This is a genomic window from Vibrio splendidus (assembly GCF_001557875.1).
Lineage (GTDB): Bacteria > Pseudomonadota > Gammaproteobacteria > Enterobacterales > Vibrionaceae > Vibrio > Vibrio splendidus_F.
The window spans coordinates 272,194-284,680 of the sequence record NZ_LNRF01000004.1 but is presented as its reverse complement, the minus strand read 5'-3'; the positions used below and the strand labels follow the sequence as shown (position 1 = coordinate 284,680).

The following is a 12,487-nucleotide window of genomic DNA, read 5'->3' as shown; positions in this document are numbered from 1 at the left end:
ATCCATCTATCGGTAACAAAAAAGGATTGACGAAAACGCCAACCCTTTCAATAGCTTTACTCGAATCTACTTATAAATGCATAGCATGTTCAAGTAGCTATCCGTTAAGCTTGAAAGCTCTTCTGGTGTTTCTACACGTTTCGCTTGGATGAATAGCGAGTAGCAGATGCCGTGGAATAGGTTCGCTAGATGTTTAGGGTCGTGATCGTCGCAAACTTCACCGCGTTCAATCGCTTTGCTAAACATATTTTGCACTAACATTTGGTTAGTGCGGTTGGTTGTTACGAATAGCGGCCATACTTCATCACGAGTCGAAGCGCTCCATTCGAACCATACGTTTAACCAATGGCTATCTTGAGCCACTAACGTCACCATTTCAGTCGCAATATTATGTAGGTTTTGTTTTGCGTGAATATCCAGATCGATATTGTCTGAAAGGAAGTTAGAGAATTGGCGTACAACGTGATTTAGTACTTCATCAACCAGATCTTCACGAGTAGGGAAGTAGTTAAATACGGTTGCGACAGACACCTGAGCGATGTCTGCAATATCAGCGTGTCCACCACGACCGATACCGCGGCGAGAGAATACCTCAAGAGCGATTTCCATCAGTTGAAGTTTTCTTTTTAAAGGTGAAAGCCTAGTTCTAGGTCTCTTAGATATTGAGTCCATTTTGTTTTCCTTGCCAACGAAATTTTTATATTAATGATTTTATTATTATTTAAGCCAAGATGAGTGTAATGGTGCATATGCGAATGGTCAATCCTTTCAGCTTGTTTTATAGACAGTTACATCAAACTTGATACATAAAGCGTGATCAGCATTGATGTGAAAGGAGACGAGTATTGGATAAGGCACCAGCGCACATTTCGTTGAGAATCTGACAGTAAATTCGAACCATAAGGTGGTGTGGGTATTTGAGCAGTGCTAGACTTACGCACAAAATTGAGCGACACAACTGACGAAACTGTCAACATTCGTCGCAATCACCAAATAGAATGAGAGCAGTATGAAGCATACAGTTGAAGTCATGATCTCTGAGCAAGAAGTTCAGGATCGAGTGAACGAACTAGGCAAACAGATCACGGAGCACTACCAAGGTAGTGAAGATCTAGTTTTAGTTGGCTTATTACGTGGATCTTTTGTCTTTATGGCGGATCTTGCTCGTGCTATCGATTTAACTCACCAAGTTGATTTCATGACCGCGTCTAGCTACGGTAACGGCATGGAAAGCTCACGTGATGTTCGTATTTTGAAAGACCTTGATGATGATATCCAAGGTAAAGACGTTCTACTTGTAGAAGATATTATCGATACAGGTAATACGCTGACTAAAGTGAAAGAGATTCTAAGCCTACGTGGTCCTAAGTCTATCGAAATTTGTACACTACTAGATAAGCCTTCTCGCCGTGAAGTGACTGTCGATACAAAGTGGATTGGTTTTGAAATCCCAGACGAGTTCGTGGTTGGTGTTGGTATCGATTACGCTCAGAAATATCGTCACCTACCATACATCGGTAAGGTAGTACCTCAAGAGTAATCATTACGCTTGTCGGTTAGAAGTCATTAAAAAGCCCGCTTGATGCGGGCTTTTTGTATTTATTACGGAAGGGCTAGCTTTGTTGACTAAGAAGAGGCGTCGTTAAGATCTTGTTTAATGCCTCCAAGTGACTGTTCTCTAAAGTATCGTTACTTGAGCAACGTACGCCAAGGTCTTGCAGCTTGCCATCACCAATACCATAAACCACACCGTGAATTTCAACTTCTTGGCCACGCTCCCATGCATTTTGCATAATGGTTGAGTTGCCTAGGTTATAAACCTGTTCTGCGACGTTAATTTCGCACAACTTGTCACCCCATTGCTCACGAGGAAGCCCCTCGATTTGCTTACGGTATTTTAGGTAATTGTCACGGATGTGTAGTAACCAGTTGTTGATAAGGCCAAGTTTAGGGTTATCAATCGCCGCATTAACACCACCACAGCCATAGTGACCACAGACAATAATGTGTTTAACTTTGAGTACATCGACGGCGTACTGCACAACTGAGAGGCAGTTTAAATCGGTATGAACCACTTGGTTCGCCACATTTCGGTGAACAAAAAGTTCGCCAGAATACAAACCAGTGAGACGCTCGGCCGGAACACGGCTATCTGAGCAGCCTATCCATAGAAAACCGGGGCTTTGACCCTCTTCAAGCGTTGTAAAATACTCAGGTCGTTGAGAGCGAATTTCTTCTGACCATTTAGAGTTGTTTTCAAAAAGCTGTTTAATCTCTGGCATTTTGCGTCTTACATCCCTTAATTAAGAATCTCAACTATACACAATGTTACAAATTCAATCTCGTAAAAACTGTGTCAAATAGTACTCATCTGACGTGTACTAGTCGTTAAAATCATTAACTTAGTGTAGAAGCTATGATCCGGTTATAAGACATGAATAATGTGATTGAATTAACACTTTCTGAACACTTGATACATTTGTTAAAGTGATAAGGTTTGTCATTTCATCATCAGGAAGGTGTGTTTTGTTTGGAAGTCGTTTTACGGATATCAATCTCAAAGGGGATATGTTTGGCGGTGTCACTACAGCCATCATCTCGTTGCCTTTAGCATTGGCATTTGGTGTTGCTTCTGGCGCGGGCGCGGAAGCTGGCCTTTGGGGCGCCATCATGGTTGGCCTATTTGCGGCATTGTTTGGTGGCTCGAGCAGCCTGATCTCTGAACCGACCGGCCCGATGACGGTGATCATGACGGCAGTAATGACCAGCATGGTGGCCAAGTATCCTGAAACCGGAATGGCAATGACCTTTACCGTGGTAATGATGGCTGGTGCTTTTCAGATATTACTCGGTACATTAAAGCTCGGAAAATACGTTACTTTGATGCCATATAGCGTGATCTCCGGATTTATGTCGGGCATCGGCGTTATTCTAATTATTCTGCAGTTGTCCCCTCTATTAGGACATGCTGCACCTTCCGGTGGTGTGATGGGCACGCTTTCTGCGCTTCCAGATACACTGGCTAACCTTAAAATCAGCGAGCTGTTTTTAGGGGCATTGACGCTCGGTATTCTTTTCGGTTTTCCAGCTAAATATCGTAAGTATGTGCCTGCTCAACTGGTCGCTTTGGTTGCAGTGACGCTCTTGTCTGTCATTATTTTTGATACCGACTCTATTCGCCGTATTGGTGAAATTCCAGCCGGTTTGCCTTCTCTCGTTATCCCTACGATCAGCGCTGAACAATTCACTACGATGGTTATTGATGCCTTAGTACTGGGTACTCTTGGCTGTATTGATACGCTTCTGACCGCGGTTATCGGAGATTCGCTGACTCGTAAAGAGCATGACTCAGACAAAGAACTTCGTGGCCAAGGCATTGCGAATATGCTTTCTGGCCTATTCGGAGCATTGCCAGGTGCGGGGGCAACCATGGGTACCGTGACCAATATTCAGGTGGGTGCACGCTCTCCGCTTTCAGGTGTTATTCGAGCTTTGGTGCTTGCACTAGTGGTATTGGTTGCGGGTGGTCTAACAGAGCCGATTCCTATGGCTGTGCTGGCTGGTATCGCGATGTATGTTGGTTTCAATATTCTTGATTGGAGTTTTATCCAGCGCGCGCACAAGGTCAGCTATGCCGGCATGGGCGTGATGTATGGTGTGATGCTGCTGACTGTATTCGTTGACTTGATTATTGCGGTTGGGCTGGGTGTGTTTATTTCGAACATTCTGATTATTGAAAGATTGAGCCGAGAGCAAGCCAGACAAGTTAAGGCGATCAGTGATGGTGACGACGAAGACGATATCCCATTGACCGATAGCGAACGTCAGTTACTCGATAGTGCCAATGGTAAAGTGTTGTTCTTCTATCTTTCTGGGCCGATGATATTCAGCGTTTCAAAGGCGATTTCACGCCAGCACTCAAGTATCTCTGACTATGAAGCGATGATTCTAGACCTGACAGATGTACCTATGATTGATGTCACTGTTGGCCTTGCGCTAGAGAATGCGATTAAAGACGCATTGGATGCGCAGTGTGAGGTGTACTTGCTATGTCCGAATGAGAACACTCGTCAGCAACTAGAGAAGTTCCACGTGATTGATCTTGTACCTGAATCCAACACCTATCGCTTCAGATACGAAGCCCTGACGGCCGCAACAAGCTATGTCGACAGAGATGAACATCAATTTGAGGCTGTTTAATTATTCAGTAATAAGATGACAAGACGCTCAACTCATGACTGATCATTAGTGCCGTTAAGTGAATAACTTAGCGGCATTTTTATATTTATTGAACGCTGATTTGGTCTTCACTTAGCCAATATTCTTATTTGTTTTCGAAAGAAACTCTCACACGATATTTGTATTCATCGTTAATCAACGATAAACTTGTTTGCAAAATGGCCGAGTAAACAAGTTTGGGTTAGTTTTCTGCTAGCTCGTTTTAAGCATTACTCTCTCCTCAAGCTCGGTCGTCGACATCTTATCTATAGCAAATGGCAGTCTATCTCTATGTATGCATTAGAAATTGAGCAATTAAGAAAAACTTATGCTGGGGGCTTCGAGGCTCTTAAGGGCGTTAGTTTACAAGTAGAAAAAGGCGACTTTTACGCACTACTTGGTCCAAATGGTGCGGGTAAATCAACCACAATTGGTGTTATCTCTTCACTGGTAAATAAAACGTCAGGCAAGGTTAAAGTGTTCGGTTACGACATTGATACCGATCTGGAGTTGGCGAAGCAGAACCTAGGCCTTGTGCCTCAAGAGTTCAACTTTAACCCGTTCGAAACTGTTGAACAGATCGTGTTGCAACAGGCGGGCTATTACGGCGTGCCAAAAGCATTGGCGAAAGAGCGAGCGAAAAAGTACCTATCTCAACTCGATTTGTGGGAAAAACGTGGTGAACGTGCGCGTAACTTGTCTGGTGGTATGAAGCGTCGTTTGATGATCGCGCGTGCATTGATGCATGAACCTCATTTGTTGATCCTTGATGAACCAACTGCGGGTGTCGATATTGAACTGCGTCGTTCAATGTGGGAATTCCTAAAAGAGATCAATGAGAAGCAGGGCATTACTATTATCTTGACCACGCACTATCTAGAAGAAGCAGAAATGCTGTGTCGTAACATTGGCATCATCAATCGCGGTGAGTTGATTGAGAACACAACCATGAAAGCGCTGCTGGGCAAGTTGAGTGCTGAGACCTTTATTCTGGATCTGGAAGAGGGCGCGACAGAACCTAAGCTTGAAGGTGTGAATAGCCAAGTCATGCTCAATGGCTCGCTAGAAATCGAAATCGATAAGAACCTAGGTTTGAATACCATCTTTGCTCAATTGAGCGAGCATCAGGTTAAAGTCCTTTCTATGCGTAACAAAGCCAACCGTCTAGAAGAGTTATTTGTGAGTATCGTCCGTGAGGGGAGTAAGTAATATGTACAGCCTATATTGGACAGCTTTCTGCAGTTTGTTGACCAAAGAGATCAATCGCTTTACTCGTATCTGGGTGCAAACTCTGGTGCCACCTGCGATTACCATGACGCTTTATTTCATTATCTTCGGTAATCTTATCGGTGCCCGTATTGGTGAAATGAACGGCTTCAGCTACATGGAATACATTGTTCCTGGCCTGATCATGATGTCGGTGATCACCAATTCATATTCCAACGTTGCTTCTTCATTCTTTAGTGCTAAGTTCCAAAAGAATATTGAAGAGTTGCTTGTAGCTCCGGTTCCTAACTACGTGATTATCGCTGGCTTCGTAATGGGTGGTGTGGTGCGTGGCTTGTTAGTGGGTACTATCGTAACCTTTGTATCGCTGTTCTTCGTTGACCTTCAGGTGGATCACTGGGGCGTGATTATTGCGACCGTTTTCCTAACGTCGGTGGTATTTGCCTTAGGTGGCCTTATTAACGCGGTATTCGCACGCACGTTTGATGATATCTCTATTATCCCAACCTTTATCTTAACGCCGCTGACGTACCTTGGTGGTGTGTTCTACTCGATTAGCCTGTTGCCTGAGTTTTGGCAGGGTGTATCGAAGCTGAATCCGATTGTCTACATGGTAAACGCGTTCAGATATGGCTTCTTGGGTGTGTCTGATGTGGGTATTGTGACGTCGTTTGGCGTACTAGGTGTGTTTATCGTGCTGTTGTATGGCATTGCACATTACTTGGTGACAAAGGGGATTGGCTTACGTAGTTAATACATTGCTGATTAAGCTCTGAATGTCAGGCAAAGAAAAAGGTCGATATTGCATCGACCTTTTTTGTATCTTTCGTTTGTGCTTTTGCTTTGCGTTAGGAGCTGGTTTACGTAAAGAGAAGAAAGTGATTACTCAGCAGTTTCTTCTTTCACTTCTTCTTTGGTTTCCGTTACCAAATCGAGAACTTGGTTATCGATAAGACGAGTCTTACCTAGGAAAGCCGACATTAGAATCACTGCTTGAGTTGATTCTGAAGTGATCGCTTGCAGCGTTTTCGCATCGCAGATGAATATCTCATCCGGTTGAAGATCGGCAGCGCGTAGCTGGTCAGTTGCATCTTCAATCACTGATGCGTAATCATCGCGGCCACCACGAATAGCACTGCTGATCCAACGCATAGTGCGCGCTAAAACTGGCGCTCGTTGACGCTCGTCAATGGTTAGATTGCTATTGCGAGAGCTCATTGCCAAGCCATCCATTTCACGAACGGTCGCAACGCCCACAACTTTAATGTCTAACGCTAAGTCAGTGGTCATCTGGCGAATAACAGCAAGCTGCTGGAAGTCTTTTTTGCCGAAGCATGCAAAGTCTGGCTGAACAATGTTAAACAGCTTGGTGACAATCGTCGCTACGCCACGGAAGTGACCTGGACGAGATGCGCCTTCAAGCATGTGAGATATGCCTGGGACCTCAACAAACGTTTGTTTGTCTAATCCCTCTGGGTACATCACCTCTGGCGTGGGTGTAAATACCAGCTCAACGCCTTCGCCAGTTAGTTTGCTTAAATCTGCTTCTAACGTGCGAGGGTAGTTGTTTAGGTCGTCGGCGCGGTCAAACTGCATTGGGTTTACAAAGATACTTACAACAACGATGTCTGCCAGTTCTCGAGCTTTCTTTACAAGAGTCAGGTGACCTTCATGCAGGTTTCCCATTGTCGGTACAAAAGCAACCGTACGTCCATCACGCTTAAACTGTTTAATCTGCTCACGAAGAGCCGCTATTTCAGCAAAAGTTTGCATACTTACTCCTAAGCGATTGTATGAGCTTCATCAGGGAAGCGCGCACTCTCTACTTCTTCTTTGTATAGAGCTACTGCCTTACGCATATCACCTGTTTCTGCTAGGAAATTCTTAGAGAACTTCGGCATGTAGTTCGCAGAAATACCGAACATGTCATGCATAACCAAGATCTGACCATCGGTAACATTACCTGCACCAATACCAATAACTGGCACGTGGCAAGCATCTGTAATTCGTTTTGCTAATGAAGCCGGTACACATTCAAGTAGAACGATTTGAGCACCTGCATTTTGTAGCGCGAGTGCGTCAGCAACCATTTTGTCTGCTTGCTCGTCGTCACGACCTTGAATTTTGTAACCACCAAAAATGTTCACAGATTGAGGCGTCAAGCCTAAGTGTGCACATACTGGCACTGCACGTTCTGTTAGCATCTTCACAGTATCAACCAACCAGCTTCCGCCTTCGATTTTTACCATGTTCGCGCCAGCACGCATCAAGGTAGCTGCGCTCTCACAAGCTTGCTCTGGTGTTGCGTAGCTCATGAAAGGCATGTCAGCCATAAGAAGACAGTTTGGGCTACCAGCACGCACTGAGCGAGTATGATAAGCAATGTCTTCAACGGTTACTGGTAATGTATCGTTATGGCCTTGTAAAACCATACCCAGTGAATCACCGACAAGCAGTACAGGCATCTCTTGGCTTTCGAATAATTGAGCAAAGCTCGCATCATAAGCTGTCGACGTCGCGAATTTACGGCCTTCACGTTTGCATTTGATCAGGTCGTTAATGGTTACTTTTTTCATTGGTTTTCCTTAATGCGCTTGGCTATTGTTGCCAAACATTGAGCCCGTTCTTATCTACTATTTTCAGCAGTTCTGTCAGCTCAGTCCCATCAGGGAGTTGTAAACTTGGTGCGATTTCAGCAAGCGGGTAGAGTACAAACTCTCGTTCTTTCATTCCGTAATGAGGAACGACTAAGCGCTCTGAATCGATCACCTCATTGCCGTATAACACAATGTCGAGATCCAAGGTTCTTGGTCCCCAACGCTCGTCTTTACGGACACGCCCTTGCTCTAACTCGATCTTTTGAGTGCAATCAAGCAGTTCAATTGGCGTTAATTCGGTTTGGATAGCGACTACCGCGTTGATGTAGTCCGGTTGATTTTGCGGCCCCATTGGAGTGCTACTATATAGCTGAGAGGTCGCAATAAACGTTGATCGCGGTAGGCTTTTTAGCGTTTCGATAGCCAAATTTGCTTGGCTAACTGGGTCGGCAAGGTTGCTGCCGACCGCAATGTAAGCCGTTATCATTCTGATTGCTTACTCTTTTTGTTTCGGTAAGTCTTACGGCGACGATGGCCTGACTTTGATGGTGCTGCAACGTCGTTAGCCATCGCTTGACGCATGTTGCGACCGGCTGTTTGATAACGCTCCCACCATTTCGCAAGCTCTTTAGTTTCGCCGCCTTCAATCTCACCACGCATTTCTAGGAAATCGTAGCCTGCACGGAACTTGTTGAGCTCCATTAGACGAACTGCACGTTTACCGTTGCGGCGAGGCAGTCGAAGTTGCAGTTGCCAGACTTCGCGAATGGTTGCGGTGTGACGACGAGGAATAGCAATAGATTTTACTTGTTGATCAAGAATGATGTTACTCGCTTCCATGATCGCATCGTAGTGTGCCATACCCTGTTCAGCGACAAGTTTGTCTGCCAGCTTGTTCATTGGGTACCAAAGCATCGCTGCAAACATGAATGCTGGGTTTACTCGCTTACCATCTTCGATGCGAAGATCGGTTGAATCGAGAACCAAATCAAGCATCTGCTCTGTGTGAGAGTCGTAATCTTCTGTGAAGTATTCCGCTACTGCTGGGAACATCTGTTGAAAGAGGTTGTACTCGCGCATTAGGTGGTAAGTTTCTAAACCGTGACCTGATTGCAGCAATTTCAGAGACTCTTCGTAAAGGCGCGCTGCCGGGATATCTCTTAGAAGGTGCGCTAACTCTTCAATCGGGTCAGCTGTGTCTTCTTCAATATCGAAATCCAGTTTAGCGGCGAAGCGCATTGCACGTAGCATACGTACTGGGTCTTCGCGGTAACGTGTTTCTGGATCACCAATCAGGCGGATCAGTTTATCTTCTAAATCTTCTACACCACCCGCGTAATCGTGGATGCTGTAGTCTGCAATGTTGTAGTACATCGCGTTGATTGTGAAGTCACGACGTTCTGCATCTTCATCAACACTGCCGTACACGTTATCGCGCAGTAGCATGCCTTCTTTCGATTGTGCAGACACGTTTTTCGATGGTTCTTGGTGGTGGCCACGGAAAGTTGCCACTTCAATGATGTCACGACCAAACATGATATGTGCCAAGCGGAAACGGCGACCGATAAGGCGACAGTTTCTGAAGAGGTGTTTGATTTGCTCTGGCGTTGCGTTGGTCGCAATATCAAAATCTTTTGGCTGAGAGCCTAATAAGATATCGCGCACACCACCACCGACTAGAAATGCGTCAAAACCCGCACCATTCAGGCGATATAGCACTTTTAGTGCGTTGTCGCTGATCTGCTTGCGTGAAATATTGTGCTCTTGACGAGTATAAATATTCAGAGCTAATTCGTGGAATCCGCGTTGTTCGCTTGGGGTATTGTCGTTTGTATTCATTAGTTTAGAACAAAGTAGGTATCGCCAACTTTGTTTTTCTCTTAGTCCAAAGTGGTAGTGCAGAGTTTAATTGCGGCTAATAATAGCTTAGCGCGAGCCATTTGAGAACATCGTCTGCTTAACCACAGTGGTTGGTTATGGCATTTTTATGTGTCGTTTTTGCTATTTGCCGTGAGTTTCGAGCTAATTACAGTGCTCTTTTTGTAAACTATCAGGTAACTGACTGACGTTCCATTGCTGGCAGCCCCACAATAAAATCTCATCCATTGAAGCCTCACAAAGGGCTGTCGGGATATCAAAACCTAAGAATCGCATCGCGTTGAGTAACGTTGGTTTTGGATTATCGATATCTATCGCGGTGGCATGGTTCTGTTTTGACAGTTTATTCCCCAAGCCATCGGTTGCCAATGGTAAGTGCAGGTAACTGACTGTTTTTTGCTTGAGCGTCTTGTACAAACTGATTTGTCGACCGGTTGGTTCTATCAGGTCTGCGCCTCTTACGACTTCTGTTACTCCTTGTTCGATGTCATCAAGGACAACGGCCAAGTTATAGGCAAACAATCCATCTCTGCGTTTTATAATAAAATCTTCTTCAGCCAATGCTTTAGGGATTTGAATGGTGCCGTGGCGAACATCATCAAAGGACTCTACAGGAAAATCCATGCGCAAGCGCACCGCCTGTTCACCTGAATCGATTAAGCCTGCATCTCGACAGTGACCATTGTAAAAGCCACCCAAAGCCTTTATCTGCTTGCGGGTGCATTGGCAGTAGTAGGCTTGATTGTCAGTGACCCATTGATCGATTTGAGCTTGATACAAGCCATGACGTTGGCTTTGATAGACGACTTCACCATCCCAAAATAGGTGGTAAGCCTCAAGCGTCTTAAGAATGAGGTCTGCAGCGCCGGCCATTTCTCTTGGTGGATCTAGGTCTTCCATACGAACTAACCATTTTCCTTGGTTAGATTTTGCTTGAAAGTAGCTACCAAGAGCAGCAACAAGTGAGCCAAAATGAAGAGGACCTGACGGTGATGGTGCAAAGCGCCCGATATAATTCATGAGTGAACAACCTAATCTAAATGGTACCGCAGTAGCCGATTCTTAAGACGTTTAACAAGAGCTTTAATACGTAGAACTAAGCTTCAATCTATAGAAAAAAGGTTTGATGTATAGAACTAAGGCTTAAAGCTGTTATTTACTATCAAGCGTGTGAAATACTTCGCTTGGATAACAAACAAAAAAGGGAGCCAAGGCTCCCTTTCTTTACATCTGCAAGAATTAACCTTGCATCTGTTTCTCTTTGATCTCTGCAAGTGTTTTACAGTCAATACAAAGATCAGCAGTTGGACGAGCTTCAAGGCGACGAATGCCAATCTCGATACCGCAAGAATCACAGAAGCCGAAATCGTCTTCTTCGATCTTGTCTAATGTCTTCTCAATTTTTTTGATAAGACGACGCTCACGGTCACGGTTACGTAACTCTAGGCTGAATTCTTCTTCTTGAGAAGCTCGGTCAACTGGGTCTGGGAAATTCGCTGCTTCGTCCTGCATGTGGTGCACAGTACGATCAACTTCTTCCCTGAGCTGGTTGCGCCAAGCTGCTAAAATTTTTGTAAAATGTTCCGTTTGCTCAGGTGACATGTACTCTTCACCTGGCTTCTCTTGGTACGGTTCAACACCTGCGATGGCTAGGATGCCTAGCGCTTTTTTCTTAGATTCTGGCATACAGCATCTCCTATTTACACCTAGTCAACTGCAAAGCAGCTAATTTTAAGGCGGGTATCTATAGCAGAAAGAACGAATGGTGGCAAATACTCTTATTCAAACTTGCAATCAATGTGATTAGTTCAGCATCTTTGCTTAGCTATTGATAAATTCAACAGCTTGTTTTAGTTGTATTTGAGTACTGCTGAGCTCTGCTTTATAGCAAAGCACTTCAACTCCAGCGTCTTGTGCTTGTTTTAGTAATAACGAATATTTGGCGTCTATATGGTGTGCCGCAGACACTTTTTCAATACCTGAATGTAAAACAGTGAATAAAAGTACGGCTCTATTTCCAGATTCGACCATTTCTGTGAGTTCACGCAGATGTTTTTGGCCTCTGGTTGTGACCGCATCAGGGAAAAAGCCTTGCCCTTTAGTAGACGTTTCTTGCTCGTCGAGCAAAGTGACGCTTTTTACTTCGATATAGCAAGGCGGCTTTTCGTTATCTTCAAGCAGAATATCAATGCGACTATTCTCACTGCCATATTTCACTTCGGTTCGTAACGCGTTATAACCTAAGAGTTCAACTATAGTCCCATTTTCAATTGCTTCCACTGCTAGCTGGTTTGCCCGCGCAGTATTTACACAAATACGATGACCTTTGTCTGTTTCTGAGATCTCCCAGCTGTTTGGGTACTTTCTTTTTGCATTATCAGATGTTGAGTACCACACCGTATTGCCAGGAGTCGCACACCCTGTCATCGCTCCAGTGTTAGCACAGTGGATAGTACGCTCGCTGCCGTCTGGAAGTTGGATGTCAGTGAGAAAGCGTTTATAGCGTTTAATAAGAGTCGCTGGCTCTAATGGCGGATTGAAGTGCATATTACTTATTTAGACAGGTA

Annotated in this window: 13 protein-coding genes; 4 read left to right on the top strand and 9 right to left on the bottom strand. The window is 44.7% G+C overall.

The window, feature by feature from the left end; translation table 11 throughout:
* Positions 1-66 precede the first annotated feature (66 nt).
* The gene (locus ATB74_RS12590; RefSeq protein ID WP_019824386.1) at positions 67-672 is read right to left on the bottom strand and encodes a LuxR/HapR/OpaR family quorum-sensing transcriptional regulator; all 606 of its coding nucleotides are present in this window, start codon (positions 670-672) and stop codon (positions 67-69) included.
* Between the two features lie 337 nt (positions 673-1,009).
* Between ATB74_RS12590 and hpt the strand changes: the two genes are divergently transcribed.
* Complete coding sequence (gene hpt, locus ATB74_RS12585; protein ID WP_060982661.1) at positions 1,010-1,540, top strand: hypoxanthine phosphoribosyltransferase; 531 nt, start codon at positions 1,010-1,012, stop codon at positions 1,538-1,540.
* A gap of 73 nt (positions 1,541-1,613) precedes the next feature.
* Here hpt and can read toward each other — a convergent pair whose 3' ends face one another.
* Positions 1,614-2,282 (bottom strand): carbonate dehydratase, encoded by a 669-nt coding sequence (gene can / locus ATB74_RS12580; protein ID WP_060982660.1) that lies wholly within the window; start codon positions 2,280-2,282, stop codon positions 1,614-1,616.
* A 286-nt stretch (positions 2,283-2,568) separates the two neighbouring features.
* On the opposite strand from can, the gene ATB74_RS12575 reads away from it, so the two are divergent.
* The 3 genes from ATB74_RS12575 to ATB74_RS12565 all read left to right on the top strand — a co-directional run bounded on the left by ATB74_RS12575 (position 2,569) and on the right by ATB74_RS12565 (position 6,199).
* The gene (locus tag ATB74_RS12575; protein WP_179946918.1) at positions 2,569-4,200 is read left to right on the top strand and encodes a SulP family inorganic anion transporter; all 1,632 of its coding nucleotides are present in this window, start codon (positions 2,569-2,571) and stop codon (positions 4,198-4,200) included.
* A gap of 309 nt (positions 4,201-4,509) precedes the next feature.
* The gene (locus tag ATB74_RS12570; RefSeq protein WP_060982658.1) at positions 4,510-5,427 is read left to right on the top strand and encodes an ABC transporter ATP-binding protein; all 918 of its coding nucleotides are present in this window, start codon (positions 4,510-4,512) and stop codon (positions 5,425-5,427) included.
* A gap of 1 nt (position 5,428) precedes the next feature.
* Complete coding sequence (locus tag ATB74_RS12565) at positions 5,429-6,199, top strand: ABC transporter permease (RefSeq protein ID WP_010435987.1); 771 nt, start codon at positions 5,429-5,431, stop codon at positions 6,197-6,199.
* A gap of 128 nt (positions 6,200-6,327) precedes the next feature.
* Here the strand turns inward: ATB74_RS12565 and panC are convergent, their stop codons facing one another.
* From panC to sfsA, 7 genes are all read right to left on the bottom strand, one after another.
* A complete protein-coding gene (gene panC / locus ATB74_RS12560; protein ID WP_061018764.1) occupies positions 6,328-7,218 on the bottom strand; it encodes a pantoate--beta-alanine ligase in 891 nt (296 codons plus the stop codon).
* A gap of 8 nt (positions 7,219-7,226) precedes the next feature.
* A complete protein-coding gene (panB, locus tag ATB74_RS12555) occupies positions 7,227-8,021 on the bottom strand; it encodes a 3-methyl-2-oxobutanoate hydroxymethyltransferase (RefSeq protein ID WP_061018762.1) in 795 nt (264 codons plus the stop codon).
* 22 nt (positions 8,022-8,043) lie between these two features.
* Entirely contained in the window at positions 8,044-8,529 is a 486-nt protein-coding gene (gene folK / locus ATB74_RS12550; protein ID WP_048615610.1) for a 2-amino-4-hydroxy-6-hydroxymethyldihydropteridine diphosphokinase, read from the bottom strand.
* Positions 8,526-9,881: a polynucleotide adenylyltransferase PcnB gene (gene pcnB, locus ATB74_RS12545; protein ID WP_057622288.1), complete on the bottom strand. Its 1,356-nt coding sequence runs from the start codon at positions 9,879-9,881 to the stop codon at positions 8,526-8,528. Before pcnB ends, folK begins: the two co-directional genes overlap by 4 nt.
* Before the next feature lie 183 nt (positions 9,882-10,064).
* The gene (gene gluQRS / locus ATB74_RS12540) at positions 10,065-10,940 is read right to left on the bottom strand and encodes a tRNA glutamyl-Q(34) synthetase GluQRS (RefSeq protein ID WP_060982655.1); all 876 of its coding nucleotides are present in this window, start codon (positions 10,938-10,940) and stop codon (positions 10,065-10,067) included.
* Between the two features lie 219 nt (positions 10,941-11,159).
* Positions 11,160-11,606, bottom strand: coding sequence for an RNA polymerase-binding protein DksA (dksA, locus tag ATB74_RS12535; RefSeq protein ID WP_004738189.1), 447 nt, complete (start codon positions 11,604-11,606; stop codon positions 11,160-11,162).
* A 135-nt stretch (positions 11,607-11,741) separates the two neighbouring features.
* Positions 11,742-12,467, bottom strand: a complete 726-nt coding sequence (gene sfsA / locus ATB74_RS12530; protein WP_017066814.1) for a DNA/RNA nuclease SfsA — start codon at positions 12,465-12,467, stop codon at positions 11,742-11,744.
* Positions 12,468-12,487: the final 20 nt, after the last annotated feature.